This is a genomic window from Methylorubrum aminovorans (assembly GCF_022179725.1).
Lineage (GTDB): Bacteria > Pseudomonadota > Alphaproteobacteria > Rhizobiales > Beijerinckiaceae > Methylobacterium > Methylobacterium aminovorans.
Genome location: NZ_BPRC01000005.1, coordinates 240,483 through 259,076 on the forward strand (window position 1 = coordinate 240,483; position 18,594 = coordinate 259,076).

Annotated in this window: 15 protein-coding genes; 6 read left to right on the plus strand and 9 right to left on the minus strand. The window is 70.4% G+C overall.

Annotated features, from left to right (window positions below; translation table 11 throughout):
• Window positions 1-3 precede the first annotated feature (3 nt).
• From pncA to MFF24_RS10290, 4 genes are all read right to left on the minus strand, one after another.
• Window positions 4-630: a bifunctional nicotinamidase/pyrazinamidase gene (pncA, locus tag MFF24_RS10275; protein WP_238224390.1), complete on the minus strand. Its 627-nt coding sequence runs from the start codon at window positions 628-630 to the stop codon at window positions 4-6.
• 83 nt (window positions 631-713) lie between these two features.
• Window positions 714-1,685: a quinone oxidoreductase family protein gene (locus MFF24_RS10280; protein ID WP_238224391.1), complete on the minus strand. Its 972-nt coding sequence runs from the start codon at window positions 1,683-1,685 to the stop codon at window positions 714-716.
• 179 nt (window positions 1,686-1,864) lie between these two features.
• Complete coding sequence (locus MFF24_RS10285) at window positions 1,865-2,092, minus strand: hypothetical protein (protein WP_108941653.1); 228 nt, start codon at window positions 2,090-2,092, stop codon at window positions 1,865-1,867.
• Complete coding sequence (locus MFF24_RS10290) at window positions 2,089-2,280, minus strand: hypothetical protein (RefSeq protein ID WP_238224392.1); 192 nt, start codon at window positions 2,278-2,280, stop codon at window positions 2,089-2,091. The genes MFF24_RS10285 and MFF24_RS10290 overlap by 4 nt, the downstream gene beginning before the upstream one ends.
• Before the next feature lie 260 nt (window positions 2,281-2,540).
• Here MFF24_RS10290 and MFF24_RS10295 point away from each other — a divergent pair, with 260 nt between their 5' ends.
• Window positions 2,541-3,791 (plus strand): UbiH/UbiF family hydroxylase, encoded by a 1,251-nt coding sequence (locus tag MFF24_RS10295; RefSeq protein ID WP_238224394.1) that lies wholly within the window; start codon window positions 2,541-2,543, stop codon window positions 3,789-3,791.
• 59 nt (window positions 3,792-3,850) lie between these two features.
• Here the strand turns inward: MFF24_RS10295 and MFF24_RS10300 are convergent, their stop codons facing one another.
• Complete coding sequence (locus MFF24_RS10300) at window positions 3,851-4,303, minus strand: DUF488 domain-containing protein (protein WP_238224396.1); 453 nt, start codon at window positions 4,301-4,303, stop codon at window positions 3,851-3,853.
• A gap of 198 nt (window positions 4,304-4,501) precedes the next feature.
• Here MFF24_RS10300 and MFF24_RS10305 point away from each other — a divergent pair, with 198 nt between their 5' ends.
• The 4 genes from MFF24_RS10305 to MFF24_RS10320 all read left to right on the plus strand — a co-directional run bounded on the left by MFF24_RS10305 (window position 4,502) and on the right by MFF24_RS10320 (window position 9,904).
• Complete coding sequence (locus MFF24_RS10305; protein WP_133089292.1) at window positions 4,502-5,353, plus strand: glycoside hydrolase family 25 protein; 852 nt, start codon at window positions 4,502-4,504, stop codon at window positions 5,351-5,353.
• A 278-nt stretch (window positions 5,354-5,631) separates the two neighbouring features.
• A complete protein-coding gene (locus tag MFF24_RS10310; protein ID WP_108941648.1) occupies window positions 5,632-6,393 on the plus strand; it encodes a Crp/Fnr family transcriptional regulator in 762 nt (253 codons plus the stop codon).
• A gap of 192 nt (window positions 6,394-6,585) precedes the next feature.
• Window positions 6,586-9,369, plus strand: a complete 2,784-nt coding sequence (locus MFF24_RS10315; RefSeq protein WP_238224398.1) for a PAS domain S-box protein — start codon at window positions 6,586-6,588, stop codon at window positions 9,367-9,369.
• Between the two features lie 187 nt (window positions 9,370-9,556).
• Entirely contained in the window at window positions 9,557-9,904 is a 348-nt protein-coding gene (locus tag MFF24_RS10320) for a response regulator (RefSeq protein ID WP_238224400.1), read from the plus strand.
• A gap of 10 nt (window positions 9,905-9,914) precedes the next feature.
• On the opposite strand, the gene MFF24_RS10325 is transcribed toward MFF24_RS10320, so the two are convergent.
• Window positions 9,915-13,061, minus strand: coding sequence for an efflux RND transporter permease subunit (locus MFF24_RS10325; RefSeq protein WP_133089295.1), 3,147 nt, complete (start codon window positions 13,059-13,061; stop codon window positions 9,915-9,917).
• A gap of 141 nt (window positions 13,062-13,202) precedes the next feature.
• Between MFF24_RS10325 and MFF24_RS10330 the strand changes: the two genes are divergently transcribed.
• A complete protein-coding gene (locus MFF24_RS10330; protein WP_238224402.1) occupies window positions 13,203-14,411 on the plus strand; it encodes an efflux RND transporter periplasmic adaptor subunit in 1,209 nt (402 codons plus the stop codon).
• A 121-nt stretch (window positions 14,412-14,532) separates the two neighbouring features.
• Here MFF24_RS10330 and MFF24_RS10335 read toward each other — a convergent pair whose 3' ends face one another.
• The 3 genes from MFF24_RS10335 to MFF24_RS10345 all read right to left on the minus strand — a co-directional run.
• Complete coding sequence (locus MFF24_RS10335) at window positions 14,533-16,563, minus strand: methyl-accepting chemotaxis protein (protein WP_238224404.1); 2,031 nt, start codon at window positions 16,561-16,563, stop codon at window positions 14,533-14,535.
• 288 nt (window positions 16,564-16,851) lie between these two features.
• The gene (locus MFF24_RS28820) at window positions 16,852-17,889 is read right to left on the minus strand and encodes a methyl-accepting chemotaxis protein (protein ID WP_283214491.1); all 1,038 of its coding nucleotides are present in this window, start codon (window positions 17,887-17,889) and stop codon (window positions 16,852-16,854) included.
• 407 nt (window positions 17,890-18,296) lie between these two features.
• Window positions 18,297-18,594: transposase (locus tag MFF24_RS10345; protein ID WP_238224405.1), on the minus strand; the 298-nt coding region annotated here is incomplete at its 5' end.

An 18,594-nucleotide genomic window follows, 5' to 3' on the forward strand; every position in this document is an offset into this window, starting at 1 on the left:
ATTTCAGGCAAGCGCGTCGCTGGCCACGCGTCCGACCCCTGCCCGCTCCATCGCCTCCCAGGCCCCCGCCAGCGAGCCGTCGAGATCGATGCCGCGCACGGCATCCTCGACCACGATCACCTCGAACCCGGCGGCGCGGGCATCCAGCGCGCTCCAGAGCACGCAGAAATCGGTGGCGAGGCCGGCGAGGAACAGGCGCGTCAGACCGCGCTCGGTGAGGTAGCCGGTCAGTCCGGTGCGGGTCCGGCGGTCGGCCTCCATGAAGGCCGAGTAGCTGTCGATGCCGGGGTGGTACCCTTTGCGGATCACCAGCTCGGCCCGCTCCGTCCTCAGTTCGGCGGCCAGCGCGGCCCCGCGCGTGCCCTGCACGCAGTGCTCCGGCCAGAGCACCTGCGCGCCGTAATGCAGGTCCGTTGTGTCGAAGGGCGCCTTGCCCGGATGGGTCGCGTGGAAGGAGGCGTGGCCGGGCGGGTGCCAGTCCTGGGTGAGAATGACGTGGGGCAGACGCGCCGCCAGCCGGTTGATCGGCGCGATCACCGCATCGCCCTCGGGCACGGCCAGCGCCCCGCCGGGCAGGAAATCGTTCTGCACGTCGATGACGAGCAGAACGTCATGGTCGGTCAGTTTCATCGCCAGGTCCGAGGGTTCCGAGGGACAAGTCCCGCGGCGGGTCCGGGCAGAGCCCGGAATCCTTTGATCCTATGAGCGGTGGATCACGGCGTCATCACCGTCGTGCCGGTGGTCTGCCGCCCGGCGAGGTCGCGGTGGACCTGGCCCGCGTCGGCAAGCTTGGCCCGGGCGTGGATCGGGATCTTCACCGCCCCGCTCGCGACCACCTCGAACAGTTCGGCGGCGTTGGCGTCGAGGCTCTCGCGGGTGGCGATGTGGGTGAACAGCGTCGGGCGGGTGGCGTAGAGCGAGCCCTTGGCGGCGAGGATGCCGATATCGAAGGCGTCGATCGGCCCGGAGGACGAGCCGAAGCTCGCGAAGATGCCGAAGGGCTGCAGGCAATCGAGGGAGGCGGGGAAGGTCGCCTTGCCGACGCCGTCATAGACCACCGGTACGCCCTTGCCGCCGGTGATCTCCTTCACCCGGGCGGCGAAATCCTCGTCGCGGTAGAGGATGACGTGGTCGCAGCCGTGTTCGCGGGCCAGTTCCGCCTTCTCCTCCGAGCCGACGGTGCCGATCACCGTGGCGCCGAGATGCTTGGCCCATTGCGTGGCGATGAGCCCGACGCCGCCGGCGGCGGCGTGGAACAGGATCGTGTCGCCGGGCTGCACCCGGTAGGTCCGGCGCAGCAGGTACTGCGCGGTGAGGCCCTTCAGCATCATCGCAGCGGCGGTCTCGTCGGAAATCGAATCCGGCACGTGGACGACGCCCTTGGTGTCGACCACCACCTCCTCGGCATAGGTGCCGACGGCGCCCGCATAGGCGACGCGCTCACCGAGGCGGAAATCGGTCACGCCCTTGCCGAGCGCATCGACCACGCCCGCGCCCTCCTTGCCAAGGGTGAAGGGGAGCGAGGGCGCCTTGTAGGCACCGGAGCGGAAGTAGATGTCGATGAAGTTGACGCCGATGGCGGTCTGGCGGACGCGGATCTGGCCCGGCCCCGGCTCGGGCGAGGGCACGTCCTCGTAGACCATCGCCTCCGGCCCACCGTAGGCGTGCACCCGGATCGCCTTCATCGCGTTCTCCCGCGTTCTTTCAGTCTCGAATACGGGGCGAGATATCGGTCCGGCGGAGCGAAGCAAGGGGCAAGCGCCGCCGCTTTGCGCTTATGCCCGAAGCGCACCGGCCGGGCGCGGGGACAAAGACTCGGGAATTGCCTCGGAACAGCTTCGGAGCGGGGACCGGGCGAGGGCCGCTATCCCTCCCGAACCGCGACCTGCATGCCCATGCCCGACAGGCAGCGCTCGATGCGCTCCGTGAGTTCGGGCGTCAGCTCACGCACGTGGACGTGCAGGGTGCCGGTATCCTCCGGGCGCACTGTGACCCGGTAGCGCAAACCCTCGGCCTCCATCTGGCGCAGCAGGTTGCCGCTCGCCGTCGTCATCGCGGTGATGTGCTGCTCGACCAGTTCGGGCTTCATCATCCGCGGCCATCCCGCCCGTCGTTGCGCCGAGATGCGCAGGCGCTCTCGCCCTCATCGCGCGGCCGGACGTTCTGGACCGGCGGGAACAGGCGCTCGAGCCCGCGCGCGACGCCCGAGAGCACGGGATCGAAGGCCGATCCGATCCGTGTCCGGCTGGTCTCCGGCTGCGAGGTGATGAATGGCTTCATGAAACGCCCCCCTCAGACGTCAATGATCGTTGCGGCAACGGAGCGTGCGGCGAGAGCGCGCACGTTCCTCAACATAGGTTGGCAATGCAGCGCGCCGGATTTGGTTTCATTTCGATTCGATCCGGCCGCGCTCGGCCCCCGGTCGCGCTCGGATCCTTCCGCCGCACTTGACCCGGCGGCAGCCGCGCCTCTGTAGGAAGTCGGCCTTCGGTCTTCGCCCGGAGGGCACTTCTCATGGGCATCTCAAGGAGTCTTCCGTCGTGACGGTCCCGGTGCAGACCTCCGTGCAGACCTCCCCCGCCCGCCCCTCCCCGGCTGCGCCGCCGCGCTTCGCCGTGGCGGTGGTGGGAGCCGGGGCGGCGGGGCTCGCCGCCGCCCTGGCGCTCGCCCGCGACGGGGTGGAGACCGCACTCGTCGGGCGTCATGCTCCGGTGGCGGACGGGCGCACCGTGGCCTTGCTCGACGGCTCGGTGCGCTTCCTGACGGCGCTCGGCGCCTGGTCGGAGATCGCGCCGCATGCGAGCCCGCTCGCCGAACTCCAGATCGTCGACGACACCGGCAGCCTGTTCCGCCCGCCGCCTGCCCGCTTCTCGGCCGCCGAGATCGGCCTCGACGCCTTCGGCTGGAACGTCGAGAGCGCCCGCCTCGTCGAGACCCTGCGGAGTCAGGCCCGCACCACGCCGGGCCTGACCCTGTTCGAGGCGGATTCGGCCGGGATGCGCCTCGCCGACGGCGCGGCCGTGCTGGATCTGGAGGACGGGCGCGCGCTCTCGGCCCAGCTCGTCGTCGGCGCCGACGGCGGCCGCTCGCCGCTGCGGGCGGCCTCGGGTTTGCGCACCCGCGAATGGTCCTACCCGCAGGCGGCGCTCACCACGCTCCTCGCCCATGACCGGCCCCATCGCGACATCTCCACCGAGTTCCACACCCGCAACGGGCCCTTCACCCTGGTGCCGCTGCCCGGCGGCCACCGCTCCAGCCTCGTCTGGGTCACGGCGGAGCGGGCGGCCAAGCGCCTCTCGGGGCTCGACGATGCCGACCTTGCCGCGGCGGTGGAGCATCAGGCCCGCTCGATGCTGGGTGCCATGCGGATCGACGGCCCGCGCGGGCTGGTGCCGATGCGCGGACTCTCGGTGGAGCGGCCGGTCGCCGACCGCCTCGCGCTGATCGGCGAGGCCGCCCACGTCTTCCCGCCGATCGGGGCGCAGGGGCTCAATCTTGGACTGCGCGACGCGGCGGCCCTGCGCGACGCGGTGTTCTCCGCCCGAGAGGCGAACCGCGATCCGGGGGCACCGGCCTCGCTCGCGGGCTTCGGCCGGACGCGGGGCGTCGATGCGCGCCTGCGTGGGGCGGCGGTGGACATGCTCAACCGCTCGTTGCTCACCAGCCTGTTGCCGGTCGATGCCCTGCGGGGCCTCGGCCTCGTCGCGCTGAGCGCGATCCCGCCCCTGCGACGCATGGTGATGCGCGAGGGCGTGCAGCCGCGCCTCGGCGCGCCGAGCCTGATGCGTTGAATGGTTTGGGACTTCGACTTGTGGCCTCTGAGGGCGCTCGGCCGAAGTGTTTGGAAAAATTACAAAAAATCGCCGTAGAGATCGACCGTCTCGAAGCCACGCGGGGCCAGCCGCTCGGACAGCACCCGGCGGTGGCAGCGGGCGGGGTCGCGCTCGAAGCAGAGCAGGCAGACGGGGCGCTCGGCGGCCAGTTCCGCCAGGGCGTCGAGGGCCAATCCCCCGTCGGCGGTGTCGAGCACGTCCTCGCAATAGATCCGGCGCATCAGTCCGGCATCGTGGGCGCGGGCCGCCTCGCGGCCGGATTTGGGGGTGCCGAGACTCCGGAAATGCTCGTAGCCGAGCCCGGCCTCCGTGAGGCCCACCTTCAGGGCGCCCTTCGAGAAGCCGCGCTTGCGCGAGTTGGCCACCGCTCGCACGTCGGCGAGCACGGCCACGTCCGCCGCCTTCAGGGCGGCGTGCAGGCGCTCCGGCGACAAGCCTTCGTATCCGATGGTGAACAGAGTCTTGCGCATCGCGGGGCTCAGGGAAAATTCAGGATCGGCAAGGTTTTAGATGGGGGCGGTCCGGCCGCCGGCCAGCGTCCGCGGCGCCTATGTGCCTGTGGTGCAACGCCTTCCGGAATTCCGCCGCAATGCCAGCAAAGTTCTGTTAACCGGATCAAGGGCATCGAATACCCATTGAAGTCGCACGCGAGAAGTGGCGGGCCGTCGATGTCGCTGGACACCGAAATTTCCTCGAGGCCCGCATCGGCTCCGCGCGGATGGCTCAAGCGCGGGCTCGCCGCGCTTCTGCTCTCCGGGCTCGCCGCCTGCGCTGCGCAGAACGACTTCTACCCCACCAAGGGCGACGTGAAGCCCCATCCCGGCGTGGCGCGGGCCAAGAGCCACCCGATTCAGGGCATCGACATCTCGAAATGGCAGGGGCCGATCAACTGGGCCTCGGTCAAGGCGGCCGGCACGCAGTTCGCCTTCATCAAGGCCACCGAGGGCGGTGACCACGTCGACGAGCGCTTCCGTGAGAATTGGGAGGGCGCGGGCCGGGCCGGCGTGCCGCGGGGCGCCTACCATTTCGTGTTCTGGTGCCGCTCGGCCGAGGACCAGATGGCGTGGTTCAAGCGCAACGTGCCGAACGATCCGACCGCCCTGCCCCCGGTGCTCGACGTGGAGTGGAACGGCCACTCGGCCAAGTGCCCGAAGAAGCTGCCCAAGGCCCAGGCGCTGGCGATGATCCGCTACATGCTGGACGAGATGGAGGCCTATACCGGCAAGCGGCCGATCATCTACACCGACATCACCTTCCACAAGGACGTGCTGGAAGACGAGCTGCCCGATTATCCCCACTGGGTCCGCTCGACCGCGGCCGAGCCCGAGCAGCGCTACGCCAACCGCAAGTGGATGCTGTGGCAGTTCACCTCGACCGGACGCGTGCCCGGCGTGCGCGGCGACGTCGACCGCAACGCCTTCTACGGCAGCCCGACCGAGTGGGCCTCGTTCCTCGCCACCGACTGCGACCCGCGCGAGCACCGGCGCCTGTCGAACCAGGGCCTCTGCACCGGCAAGTAGACTGCGCCCGCGGCCGGCCGAGTGGACCAGCAGGGTGGCTTCCAAGTCGACCGGAACGGGCGATCGACGCCGGCCCGTGTCGCCCCGTCGGCGCCACAGGTAAGTGAAACCTATGTTATGTTGCCTCTCGGCGCACCTGCGTAGAGCCGCAGGGCTCGACTTGGCCATCACCTGAATTTTTGGGGATTCAACGGTGGATATGTCTACTTGTAGACAGACTTCTGCCCAACCGTTGCGTTAGGAGCCCTGCCGGCGACCCTACGGACTTCGAGTTGTACATGCCTTCGGCCACAGAGCGCTGCTTCGAAGGCAATCTGCTCCTGAACTGTCTGAGCCCTGGGGATCGCGGCCTGCTTCTGCCGGACATGGAACGGCTGGAGTATCAGCGCGGCGAGACGCTGTTCGCCGCCGGTCGGGAGGTGGATTTCATCACCTTTCCCCTCGAACAGACCGTCGTCACCCTTCTGATCTCGATGATCGACGGGCGCAGCGCCGAGACGGCCACGATCGGCCGCGAAGGGGCGGTCGGGGGCGTGGTGAGCAACGGCGGATTGCCGGCCTCGACCCATGCCATGATCCAGATCGGCGGCCCGATCCTGCGGATGGAATCGATACGGCTGCAGGAGGCCAAGCGGCGCTCGGAATCGCTGCGCAACCTGTTCACCCGCTACTCCGACTGCCTGTTGGCGCAGGTGCTGCAATCGGTGGCCTGCAACGCCCTCCACCCGATCGAGGAGCGCTGCCTGCGCTGGCTCCTGACGCTTCAGGACCGGCTCGACAGCAATGTTCTGCCGATCACCCAGGAATCGCTGGCCGCGATGCTCGGCGTGCAGCGCACCTATCTCACCCGTATCCTGCGGATGCTGCAGCAGCAGGGATTGATCGAGGTCGGGCGCGGGCGGATCACCATCGTCAACCGGGCGGCGATCGAGGAGGTCGCCTGCGAGTGCCATGCCTGCGTCAAGCGCCATTACGAGACCGTGCTCGGCGCGGTCTACAGCCCGAGCGGGCGGCTCATCGCGATCGAGCCGCCCGAGTAGGATGCTCTCGGACTCGACCGGACACCTCGAATTTTCCATCGGGCGGCATGACGATCGCGGCCGATGTCTTGTGCCCGAAGCGTTGCCGATGCACCATCGCCGCCGTCCGGTCGGCCGGCCGCCGCAGGCGGCTTCGGAGGAAGGGCGCCGCGATCACCCGGCTTGCCGGGTTCGTCCTCGCTGGGTTCGTCCATGAGCCGACCGCCCGACGATCTCGCGAGCCAAGGTGAGGCCGAGCGGCTGGCCGCGCTGGCCCGCTACGACATCCTCGATACGCCGGCCGAGGACGCGTTCGACGATGCCGTGGCGCTGGCCGCCCAGCTCTGTGCCGCGCCGACCGCCCTCGTCAGCCTGCTGACCGACGACCGGCAATGGTTCAAGGCGCGGCTCGGTTTCGCACCCATCGAGACCGGGCTCGACCGCTCGATCTGCGTTCACGTGCTGGCCGGGCGCGACGTCCTGGTCATTCCCGACCTCGCCGCCGACCCGCGCACCCGCGCCAACCCGCTGGTGACCCGCGAACCGGGGATGCGCTTCTATGCCGGCGCCCCCCTGGTGACCCCGGAGAGGGTCGCGATCGGCACCCTGTGCGTGCTCGATACCCGGCCGCGGCCTGGGGGGCTGAGCGAGGCGCAGCGGGCGGGCCTCAGGGCGCTCGCCCGCACGGTGATGACGCAGCTCGAGCTGCGCCGGGGCATCGCGGCGCGCAGGATGGAGGCTGCAGCCCTGGCCGACAGCGAACTGCGCCTGCGGCTCGCGATCGAGGCGGCCGGGACCGGCATCTTCGACTACGACCTCGTGACGGGGATCCTCTCCTGGGACGGTCGCACCCGCGCCCTGTTCGGGGTCGGGCCGGATGAGGCCGTGAGCTACGCCGGCACCTTCCTGGCCCGTCTCCACCCCGAGGACCGGGCGCGCACCGACGCCGCCGTGCAGGCGGCCCTCGACCCCGCCGGGCCCGGCCTGTTCGACGCCACCTACCGCACGGTTGTGGGCGATGACGCGGGTGAGGTGATCGCCTGGGTCGCGGCCCGCGGCACTCTCGTCGTCGAACGGGACGGTGCGATCCGCCGGGCGCATCGGCTCGTCGGCACCGTGCGCGACGTGACCGCCGAGCGCACGGCGCAGGCGGCCATCGCCGCGACCGAGGAGCGCTACCGCCTCGTCACCCGCGCGACCAACGACGCGATCTGGGATTGGGATCTCGCCGCCGACCACGTGCTGTGGAACGAGGCCCTGCAGGCCGCCTATGGCTGGGCGCCGGAGGCGGTCGAGCCGACCGGCCGGTGGTGGCTCGATCATGTCCATCCCGAGGACCGCGCCGGCGTCGAGGCGGATATCCACCGCATCATCGCCGGCGAAGGGCACGACTGGCACCACGAATACCGGTTTCGCCGCGCTGACGGCTCCTACGCGGACGTGCTCGACCGCGGCTCGATGGTGCGCGGGCCCGGCGGCACGCCGCTGCGCATGATCGGCGCGATGCTGGACCTGACCGAGCGCAACCGCGTCGCCGCCCAGCTTCGGGCGGTGGTCGAGGGCGCCAATATCGGCATCGTGCAGATCGATCCGCGCACCATGGTCGCGCTGGAGGCCAACCCCAAGCTCTGCGCGATCTGGGCTGCAGAGGAATCCGACATCGTCGGACAATCCATGGTCAAGTGGACGCCGGAGGCGGATGCGGCGGAGCGCGATCACCTGCACCGCCGGCTCGCCGCGGGCGAGATCGTGCGCGAGACCCTGGAGAAGCGCTTCCGCCGCAAGGATGGGCGCCTGATCTGGTGCCGGGTCAACATCGTCTCGCAGGTGCGCGGCGAGGCGATCCAGGCCACGGCGATGATCGAGGACATCACCGCGGAGAAGGCGGCCGAGGCGCGCCAGACGGCGCTGATCGAACTGGGCGACGGATTGCGCGACGCCGCCGGCCCCGCCGAGATTCACAGGATCGCGGCCGGACTCCTCGGCCGCACCTTCGCCCTCGCGGAGGCGGGCTGCACGGCCATCGAGGCCGCTGCCGACGGCCTCGCGATCGCGCGCGGGGAACCCGCGCCGTTTCCGGCCACCCTCGCGCGGCTGCGCCGCGGCGAGATCCTCGCCGTGCCCGACCTTGCCGGCGACCCGGCCCTCGCGCCGGATGCGGCCGGCTACGCGGCCATAGGTGCCCGCGCCCTGCTCGGCGTGCCGCTGATGCGGCGGGGCGACCTCGTCGGCCTCGTCTATGCCCACGCTCCCGAGCCCCGGCCCTGGGAGCCGGGCGAGGTCGATTTCGTCCGCGAGGTGGCCGGACGCGTCTCCGTGGCGCTCGCCCGCAGCCAGGCCGAGGAGCAGCAGCGCTTCCTCAACCGCGAGCTGAGCCATCGCCTGAAGAACACCCTGACCATGGCCCAGGCCATCGCCTCGCAGACCTTGCGCAACGTCACCGACATCGCCGCGGCGAAAGAGGCGCTGGTGGCCCGGCTGGTGGCGCTGGGCAAGGCGCACGACATCCTGCTCTCGGGGGAGGGCGAGGGCGCGGCCCTGGAGGCCGTGATCGCCGGCGCGCTCGCGATCCACGACGACGGCGAGCCGGGCCGCATCCACCTCGCCGGACCGGCCCTGGAGGTCGGGCCGAAGGCCGCCCTGTCGCTGGCCCTGATGATCCACGAACTCGCCACCAACGCCGCCAAGTACGGCGCCTTCTCGGTTCCGGGCGGGCGCGTCGGCGTGGACTGGGCCGTCTCGCACGTGCGCTGGCGGGAGGAGGGCCGGGACGGCACGCGGGACGAGGCGCGGGAGATCGAGCCGGTGGTGACGCTGACATGGGCCGAGAGCGGCGGGCCGCCGGTCGCCGCCCCGACGCGCAAGGGCTTCGGTTCGCGCCTGATTGAGCGCGGATTCTCCGGTGCCGTCGGCGGCGAGACCCAGATGATCTACGCGCGGGAGGGCGTGACCTGCCGGATCAGGGCCCCCCTGAAAGGTCTTCTCGAAAAAGAATAAGGCCAAAAGCGACGCCGCGGGGCAACGAACCGGGCCGCTCGCCGCTTGTCGGCAGGACGCCCGGGCACCGGCCTGGGCGCTTGCCTGGGGACCTGCCTGGGTTTTTGCCTGGGTATCTGCCTAGGACAGTCGGGACGCTTCATGGATCTGCCCGCTCCCCCTTGCCCCGCACGGCGATGGGCGGCCGTTGGCTCTCGTCGTGGAGAGCGAGACGGGGCCGCGCATCAAGACGGCGGACCGGCTGGCCGGGGCCGGCTTCGAGGTGCTGGAAGCCTGGAATGCGCAGAGCGCGCTCCTCCAGATCGAGCGCCATGCCGGGCTGCGCCTCGTCATCGTCGATGCCGACCCGCCGGGGGCCGACACCCGGTTCGCGCTCATCCGTGAGATCGCCCGGCACCGGCCGGATCTGATCCTCATCGCCCTCTCGGCCCGTCCCTCCCCCGAACCCGGCGCGCTGCCCGAAGGGGTGCGCTTCGCCGCGAAGCCCCTCACGCCGACGCTCGCGCAGGAGGCGTTGGGGGAGCTCTCGGCGTAACCGGCGCTCCTCACGCCGTCGGCACCGCCTTGCCCTCCGCCCCGCTCGTGTCTTCCCCGCTCTCCGGCTCACCGCGCAGCCGCTCGGCGGCGACGTAGAAGACCGGGGTGACGAACAGGGTCAGGATCGTGGCGACCAGCAGGCCGCCGATCACCACCGTGCCCATGGAGAGCCGGGCATTCGCCCCCGCGCCGCTGGCGATGGCGAGCGGCACCGAGCCGAGGATGAAGGCGAACGAGGTCATCAGGATCGGACGCATGCGCATCCGCGTGGCGTGCCGGGCCGCCTCCAAAGCATCCTCCCCCTTGGCGCGCAGCTCCTCGGCGAAGGAGACGAGCAGGATCGAGTTCTTGGCCGCCAGGCCGACGAGGAGCAGCAGGCCGATCTGCCCGAAGACGTCGAGCGGCATGCCGCGCAGGGCCAGGAACCCCACCGCTCCGAAGATGGCGAGCGGCGTGGCCAGCAGGATCACCAGCGGCAGGCGCAAACTCTCGTACTGCCCGGCCAGGAAGCAGAAGATCATGAACACGCCGAGCGCGAAGACCAGCGGCGCGATGTTGCCGGCGATCTTCTCCTGATAGGCGATCTCCGACCACTCGATGGAGGTGTTGCGCGGCAGGTCCTCGGCCAGTTCCTCGATCGCCGCGATCACCGTGCCGGAACTGGAGCCGGGGGCGACCGTTACCGCCACCTCGATCGCCGGATAGGTGTTGTAGGAGAGGACCGCCGTCGGCCCCGTGGTGAACTTCGCCTGCACCAGCGACCCGAGGCGCACCGGTTCCCCTTGCGCGTTGAGGACGGTGAGCGCCTCCAGATCCTGGAACAGGCGCCGCCCGGACGCGTCGCTCTGGACATAGACCTGGTAGACGAAGCCGAACCGGTTGAAGAGGTTGACGAAGCTCGATCCGACATAGGTGCCGAGCGCCTCGAACAGCCGCGCCAGCGGCACGCCGAGCTGCTCGGCCTTGGCCCGGTCGATGTCGAGGCGGAGCTGCGGCACACCCCAATCGGTGGTCGGCGTCGCGCTCGATACGCCCGGCAGCGCCCGGATCTTCTCGATGAAGTCGGTGGCCGTCCGCGCCAGACCGAGACCGCCATTGCCGGAGCGGTCCTGGATCTCCAGCGTCAGGCCGCCGCGGGAGCCGAGCCCCGGCAGCGGCGAGGGATTGGCGATGCGCACCTGCCCGTCGGGATCGTGGCGGAAGCGCTCCTCCATGTCGCGGATCAGGTCGTCGACCGTGGTCTTGCGCTCGTCCCAGGGCTTCATCACCGGGATGTTGAAGCCGTAGAACGGGGCGACCGTATCGGCGAGGAAGGAGCGCCCGCTGACGCCGATGGTGTGATCGACGTCGTCGCGGGCGCGGAGCGCCTCGCCGAAGCGGGCATTCATCGCCTCCGTGCGCTGCACCGAGGCGCCCAGCGGCATCGCCACTTCGGCGTAGAGGTAGCCCTGGTCCTCGTCCGGCACGAAGCCGGTGGGGCGCTGCATCAGCAGCAGCAGGGTGGCGCCGGCAAACAGCGCGAAGGCGACGAGCGTCAGCACGACGTGGCGGGCGAGCCAGCCGATCGTGCGGGCAACGAAATCGGCCGAGCGCTCCAGGGCGACGTTGAACCAATCGAGCGGCTTGCGCCACCAGCGCGTCTTCTGGTGCTCGTGCGGCTTCAGCAGCAGGCCGCACAGGGCCGGCGTCAGGGTCAGGGAGACGACCGCCGAGATCAGCACCGAGATGGCGATGGTGAGCGCGAACTGGTTGTAGAGCTGGCCGGTCAGGCCGGGGATGAAGGCCACCGGCACGAACAGGGCGGCGAGCACCAGCGTCGTCGCGATGACGGGGCCGCCGATCTCGTTGACCGCCTCGCGGGAGGCGGGCTTCGGTTCCATCCCCTCGGCCATCAGCCGCTCGGTGTTCTCGACGACGATGATCGCGTCGTCCACCACGAGCCCGACCGCGAGCACCAGGCCGAGCAGGCTCAGCGTGTTGAAGGAGAAGCCGAGCAGCGCCATCGGCCCGAAGGTGCCGATCAGCGCGATCGGCACGGCGATGGTCGGGATCAGGGTGGCGCGCCAGTTCTGCAGGAACAGGTAGGTGACGACCGTGACGATGAGGATCGCCTCGATCAGGGTCCGCACCACCTCGTAGATCGCCTCCTTCACGAACTCGGTGGAGTCGAGGGCGATGGTGTAGTGCAGCCCCGGCGGAAAGCGCTTGGCGAGATCCGCCATGGTCTCGCGCGTCCCGTTCATCACCTCGACCGCGTTGGCGTCGGGGTTCTGGAAGATGCCGAGCGTGGCCGAGGACTTGCCGTCGAAGTTCGAGGTGACGCCGTACTGCTCCGAGCCGAGCTCCACCCGCGCCACGTCCGAGACGCGCACCACCGAGCCGTCGGGATCGGCCCGCAGGACGATGTTGCCGAACTCCTCCGGCTTCATCAGCCGGCCCTTGGTGACGAGCTGCAGCTCGAACGGCGTGGCGCGGCCCATCGGCAGCTTGCCGAGCGAGCCCGTCGTCACCTGCGCGTTCTGCGCCTGGACCGCCTGGAGCACCGTCTCGGTCGAGAGGGAGAGCGCCTCCATCTTCGCCGGATCGAGCCAGATGCGCATGGCGTAGCGCATGTTGGAGAAGTTCAGGATGCGGCCCATGCCGGTGACCCGGCGCAGGGGCTTGATGACCTGGGTTTCGGCGTAGTTGGCCAGGAACAATTCGTCGAAGCCGGTGCCCTCATCGGCGTAGAGCACGACGTTGCCGAGTCGCTGGCGCGACGATTTCTGGATCTCCAGCCCCTGCGCCCGCACCGCCTCGGGCAGCTTGGCCTCGGCGCGGCTCGACCGGGTCAGCACTTCCGCCGCGGCGGCGTCGAGGTTCGAGCCGACCTCGAAGGTGGCGTCGATCGAGACGCTGCCGTCGGTCGAGGAGGTCGACTGGATGTAGATCAGGTTGGGCGCGCCGTTGATCTCCTGCTCCAGCGGGATCGCGATCGACTCGTAGGCCTGCTGGGCCGAGGCGCCGGGATAGGTCGCCTGGATGTTGATGATGGGCGGGGCGATCTCAGGGTACTGCGCCACCGGCAGCGTCAGCCCGGCGACGAGGCCGATCACCGTGATGATGAGGGAGATCACGCCCGCGAGGATCGGCCGGTCGACGAACGTGGCGAACATTCGAGGGGCCGCCTCCGAAAATTCAACGGGGCCGTGAAGGACCCGCGTGCAACGTCTTGGGACTCCGCGTGTTCCCTCCGGTGCCGCGCCTGGGACAGGCCGGGCGGCCGGCTCCCGTCCCGCTCTCGGAGAATGGCTCTCGTGCGCCAAGGCGTCGGCTTCGTCATCACCGGTCTCGTCGTCGGCGCGCTCGGGATCGCCGCGGGCGCGTGGTGGGGGGCGGGGCATCCGATCCCCGGCTTCCTCGCCCATCATTTCAAGGTGGCGAGCCGCGCCGACACCAAGCGCGCCAGGGAGGAGCCGCGGCTGGCGGTGAAGGCGGTGCGCGCCAGCAGTCAGGAGGTGCCGGTCGCCTTCGAGTATACCGGCACCATCGTCTCGCCCCGCGACGCCGCCCTGCAGGCCCGCGTGACCGGCTTCGTGGTCGAGCGCCCGTTCGAGCCCGGCGGCCACGTGAAGAAGGGTCAGGTGCTGTTCCGCATCGACCCGCGCCCGTTCGAGGTCGCCCTCAAGTCGGCGCAGGCCCTGCGCGATCAGGCCAAGGCTACCCTCGACTTCGCGCAGGCCGAGGTGAACCGCACCGAGCAGCTCGCCGACAAGGGCTTCGCCACCGAGCAGCGCGCCCAGCAGAACCAGTCGAACCTCGCCACCGCGAATGCCAAGCTCGAAGAGGCGGAGGCCGCCATGGCCCGCCAGCGGCTGAACCTCGAATACGCGGTGATCCACGCGCCCTTCGACGGGCGCTCCAGTCTGTCCATGGCCAATATCGGCGACATGGTGATCGAGAACCAGACCAACCTCGTCTCGGTGGTGCAGGTGAACCCGATCGACGTGCAGATGGCGCTCTCCTCCGAGGATGCGGAGGCCGTGCGGGTGGCTCAAGGCGAGGGGCGGGTGAAGGTTCAGCTTCTCGACGTCCAGCGCCAGCCCGTGCGCGAGGCCACGATCTACCGTCTCGACAACCGCTTCGATCCCCGCACCGGTCGCCGCCTGATCCAGGCTTGGCTCGACAACGCGGACGAGCGCTACCTGCCCGGCCGCTTCGTCCGCTCGCGCATCGAGGTCGGCCGGCAGGAGCGCCTGCTGGTGCCGACGATCGCGCTCTCGGCCCAGCTCGACCAGCAGGTGGTCTGGACCGTGGACGAGTCCGGCACCGTTCACATGACCGCGATCGAGGTCGGCGACGTCTATGGCGACAACACTGCCGTGCTCAAAGGCCTCAAGCCCGACACGCTGGTGGTGACCGACCATCTCCAGAGCATGCGCCAGAACCTCAAGGTCGAGCCGCGGATCGCCGAAGAGGTCAGCGCCGTGCACGACACCCCCGCCCAGGGCGAAGCGCGGCACTGAGGCCCGGGATTCCAAAGGGATCATCCCTTTGGCGGGGTCTCGGGGCAGCGCCCCGATCGCCCTTCAACCAGGGCTCCGCCCTGGACCCTATGACAAGGGCTCGCCCTTTCGAAACCCCAATTCAGGCCGCCCGGACCTGGGCGAGGAAGCCGCCGACCTCCCTGCGCAGGGCCGTCGCCTGACGGGCGAGGTCGCTCGCCGCACCGAGCACCTGGCCCGAACCGGCGCTGGCCTCGTCGGCGGTGCGGGCCACGCCCGCCACGTCGTTCGAGGCGCGGCGCGCGCCTCCCGAGGTCTCGACTGTGGTGCGGGCGATCTCGGCGGTGGCCGCGCCCTGCTGCTCGACCGCGGCGGCGATGTCGCCGGAGATCCGCGATAGGTCGCGGATCGTGCGGGCGATGCCGGTGATGCCTGTGACCGAGGCGCCGGTGGCGGCCTCGATCTCGGCCATCCGCCCGGCGATCTCGTCGGTGGCCCGCGCCGTCTGGGCGGCAAGCCCCTTCACCTCCGCCGCGACGACGGCAAAGCCTCGTCCCGCTTCGCCGGCGCGGGCCGCCTCGATGGTGGCGTTGAGCGCGAGCAGGTTGGTCTGGCCGGCGATCTGCGAGATCAGCCCGACGATCTGGCCGATGCTGCCCGCGGCTGCGGCGAGGCGCTCGACCTCTCCGGCGGTGCGGGCCGCCTCCTCCTCGGCGGCACTCGCCGCCAGCGCCGAGGAGCCGACTTGGGCCGAGATCTCGCGGATCGAGGCCGACAGCTCCTCGGTCGCCGCGGCGATGCCGTCGGAGGAGCGCGCCGCCTGCGCCGAGGCCTGCGCGGCGGACGCGCTGAGCGCCGAGGTCTCACCCGCCGCCGTGCTCATCGCTCGGGCGGCACCCTCCAGTTGCTGGGCCGCCGCCGAGACCGCCTCGACGATGCCGCCGACCCGCGCCTCGAACCCGTCGGCCACCGCCATCATCGCCGCCTGGCGGCGGGCCGCCTCCTCCTCGGCGCCGCGCTCCTGGGCGGCGCGGATGCGGGCGCGCTCGGCCACGCTGTCGCGGAAGGTCAGGGCTGCGGCGGCGATGGCGCGCACTTCGCTCGGTCCCCTCACCGGGATCTCGACCTCGGTCTCGCCGCGCCCGATCGCCGTGAGCGCCCGGGCCATCCGGCTCATGGGGCGGGCGATGGCCGAGCCGAGGCCGAAGGCCAGCGCTCCGGAGAGCAGCAGCGTGGCCAGCGCCGCCCCGGCCCAGAGCGCGACGGCGCGCTCGGCCTGCGACCGGGCCGCGCCCGCATCCCGGGCCAGATCGGCCGTCAGCCGGTCCTCGATGGCCTTCAGCCCGTCGATGCGCTGGGTGGCGAGCCGGAACCAGCCCTTGGCGTCGGTGAAGGCGGGCGTCTGTCCGGGCGCCGTGTCGAGGGCGAGGGTGCGGATGCGGGCTACCTCGCGGGCGGCCTCGGCGGCATTGGCGGCATCCAGGGCTGCGACATCCCCGGCCGGGCTCCCGGCCCGGAACAGCCCCTCGAAGGTCGCCTGATCCGCCGCGAGCCCGGCGAGGCGCCGCAGGCCGGCGAGATCCATCGCGCCCGCGGCGAAGACGGCGGAGGCCGCCGCCCGCTCCTGGCCGGCGAATTCCTTGAGCGAGAGGAAGGCCGAGAGGGCGGAGACCCGGGCGCCGAGGGCGGGATCGGCGGCGACCTGCGCCACCTCGCGCACCGCGCCGAGCGCCTCGGCGATCACGCCCGAATAGAGGGCGAGATTGGCGGGCACGGAGGTCTCCAGCCGGTCGACCGCGCCGCGGTGCCGGTCGATCTCCGCGAACCGCGCGCGCAGGGCCGCCGCCCGGGCGGAACGGCCGGCGCCGGCGTCGAGTCCGGCGAGGAGGGCGGCCCGCGCGGTGTCGGTCAGCCGGCGCTGCGCGGCGAGTTCGGGGGCGAACTGAGCGCCCTTCGACCCGAGATAGAGGCTCGAGGCCCCGCGCTCCTTCTGCGCCTCGTGCACGAAGGCGCCGATCCGGACCGACAGGCCGACCCCTTCCTCGGTCCGGGCCATGGCCCTGCCCTGCCCCGCCCGCTCCGCAACCGCTACCCCCGCCGCGGCACCGAAGGCGAGGCAGGGGATTAGCGCCACGGTGACGATACGGGCGCGCAGGGACGAGGGCAGCTTCATGACGGAACGTTCCGGACGGTTTGCGCCGCACCGTGACCAGCGAACGTAAAGTAAGGATTTCGCCCTATCTGCGTTGCTTAATTTTAGTGCATTCGTGCTACGATTTCATCAATCTGGCTGCGCCCAAACCGTCTCTACAGCACGAATACGTTCCGGAGTGTCGTGGCAGGCTATAGGCGCCGCATACCAAATCCGGCCGATCCCCTTCGGGATAGCGGATTTGGCCCTCGCTCAATCGCCGCGCGGGCTTGCTGATCCGCTCCCCGCTCTGATCAAGCGGAGACCGTATCATTCGACCTGTTGTTCGATCACGCCGCGCCAGCCGAGCCCGCGATAGGTCTCGTAGCCGGGCGTTTCGTGGAAGGCGACGAGGCGGTCCCGCTCGTCGCGGTAATGGCCCTGGGATCGTCCGTCCGCGCGCAGGCGGTAGGTCTCGCTTAGCACCCCCTCGCCCCGGGAGCAGGCGATCACGCGGTTGCGGGCGTCGAGCAGCATCACGCGGGTCCGCTCCCGCTCGCCCGCGCCCAGCCGGACGCCCTGGACGATGGCGCGGGCCTGCGGCTGCCAGTCGAAATGGATGGCGAGGATGCCGAGCGGCGCCCCCTCCGGGCGACCGCCGCCCCGCACGCTGGCGCAGTAGGTGGCGACCTGCGCCCCGCGCAGGCGCGGCTCGGTCCGCACGTCGACCGCCGTGAAGGCGTCGCCGCTTTGCAGGGCGCGGGCATCCCGGAACCACGCCTCGGCCTCGACCTGCGCCCCGACGACGCCGGGATAGGTGTCGGGCCGGCCGCTGGCGATCACCCGGCCCTGGAGATCGCACAGCCAGAGATCGAGATAGACCGTATAGGCCGAGAGAATCACGCCGAGCCGCTCGGCCGCATAGGCCGCGGCCTCCGGTGCGGGATGCTGTGCGCAAGCGACCAGGGCGGCGTCGGTCGCCCACCAGCGCACGTCGCAGGTGCGCTCGTAGAGATTGCGGTCAATCAACTCGACGGCGTTCAGCGCGAGGTCCACGCAGCGGGTGGCGCGGGCCTCGCCTGCCAGCCGCGCGACGGCCCCGGTGAGGTCGTCCACGCCGGTTCTGAGGCCGAGCCCGAGCGCGGCAGCCAGGGTCTCGACCTCGCCCGAGACGGTTCGGACTTCCTGCGCGACGACCGAGAAGCCCGCCCCCTTCTCGCCCGCATGGGCCGCCTCGATGAGCGCGTTCAAGGCCAGCAGCTTCATGCGGCTCGCAATCGACTGAATGGCACCGAGATTCGATGAGGCCTCGTTCTTCAGGGCGCGCGCGGACGCACCAACCACCTCGGCAAGGGACAAGTCGTTCATGCAACCCCCGGGAGCACTCTACGGCCGTGCTTCTTAGCATTGATCAGGCTGTGCTGAGATTTAGCGATATTATTCTTAAATTACTTCTAAAATACCTTTCAGGTTGCTTGACTATTATTTTGGCGGTTGGCGTGTTTTTGAGCGCTTCCATCGGGTTTAGGCTTGGGCCGAGAGGCATTGGCCCGCGATAGGCGCACGGCGGACCGGATTGAGGCGATCGACCGGCCGGATTTCCTGGCCGATCCGCAGGCCACCGCGATCGACGACACGATGCGGGCCGACGGCAGGGCGAATCCGAAGGTTTCGACCCCGGAGGCCGTGCGGACGCGCGATGCCGGAACCCCGGAGGGGGCTGGGGCCGAATCCGGCTCGGCTCAGGCCGGAGGCCCGGCTAGAGCCGTGCCCTTTCAGGTTGGCTCATAGGCATCGTATCCAGCAGCGGTGATGTAGTTTCGGCACTCATCCGGTCGGACAGCGGCGAACGCGTCCTCGATGGCGGTGGTCAGGTCGGCGGCGGTCCGTGCTGCAGCCGTTCGGAGGAGGGCTTTGGCCTTGGCAAAGACCTGCTCGATCGGGTTGAAGTCGGGACTGTAGGGCGGGAGGTAGAGAACCCGTGCGCCGACCGCCTCGATGGCCTCGCGCACCCCGGCGACCTTGTGGGCATTCAGATTGTCGAGGATGACGGTGTCACCGGGCCTCAGCAGC

Coding starts and splice junctions, on each gene's coding strand:
- pncA (WP_238224390.1), bottom strand. CDS start 630: ATGAAACTGACCGACCATGACGTTCTGCTCGTCATCGACGTGCAGAAC.
- MFF24_RS10280 (WP_238224391.1), bottom strand. CDS start 1,685: ATGAAGGCGATCCGGGTGCACGCCTACGGTGGGCCGGAGGCGATGGTC.
- MFF24_RS10285 (WP_108941653.1), bottom strand. CDS start 2,092: ATGATGAAGCCCGAACTGGTCGAGCAGCACATCACCGCGATGACGACG.
- MFF24_RS10290 (WP_238224392.1), bottom strand. CDS start 2,280: ATGAAGCCATTCATCACCTCGCAGCCGGAGACCAGCCGGACACGGATC.
- MFF24_RS10300 (WP_238224396.1), bottom strand. CDS start 4,303: ATGCGCAAGACTCTGTTCACCATCGGATACGAAGGCTTGTCGCCGGAG.
- MFF24_RS10305 (WP_133089292.1), top strand. CDS start 4,502: ATGTCGCTGGACACCGAAATTTCCTCGAGGCCCGCATCGGCTCCGCGC.
- MFF24_RS10310 (WP_108941648.1), top strand. CDS start 5,632: ATGCCTTCGGCCACAGAGCGCTGCTTCGAAGGCAATCTGCTCCTGAAC.
- MFF24_RS10315 (WP_238224398.1), top strand. CDS start 6,586: ATGAGCCGACCGCCCGACGATCTCGCGAGCCAAGGTGAGGCCGAGCGG.
- MFF24_RS10325 (WP_133089295.1), bottom strand. CDS start 13,061: ATGTTCGCCACGTTCGTCGACCGGCCGATCCTCGCGGGCGTGATCTCC.
- MFF24_RS10335 (WP_238224404.1), bottom strand. CDS start 16,563: ATGAAGCTGCCCTCGTCCCTGCGCGCCCGTATCGTCACCGTGGCGCTA.
- MFF24_RS28820 (WP_283214491.1), bottom strand. CDS start 17,889: ATGAACGACTTGTCCCTTGCCGAGGTGGTTGGTGCGTCCGCGCGCGCC.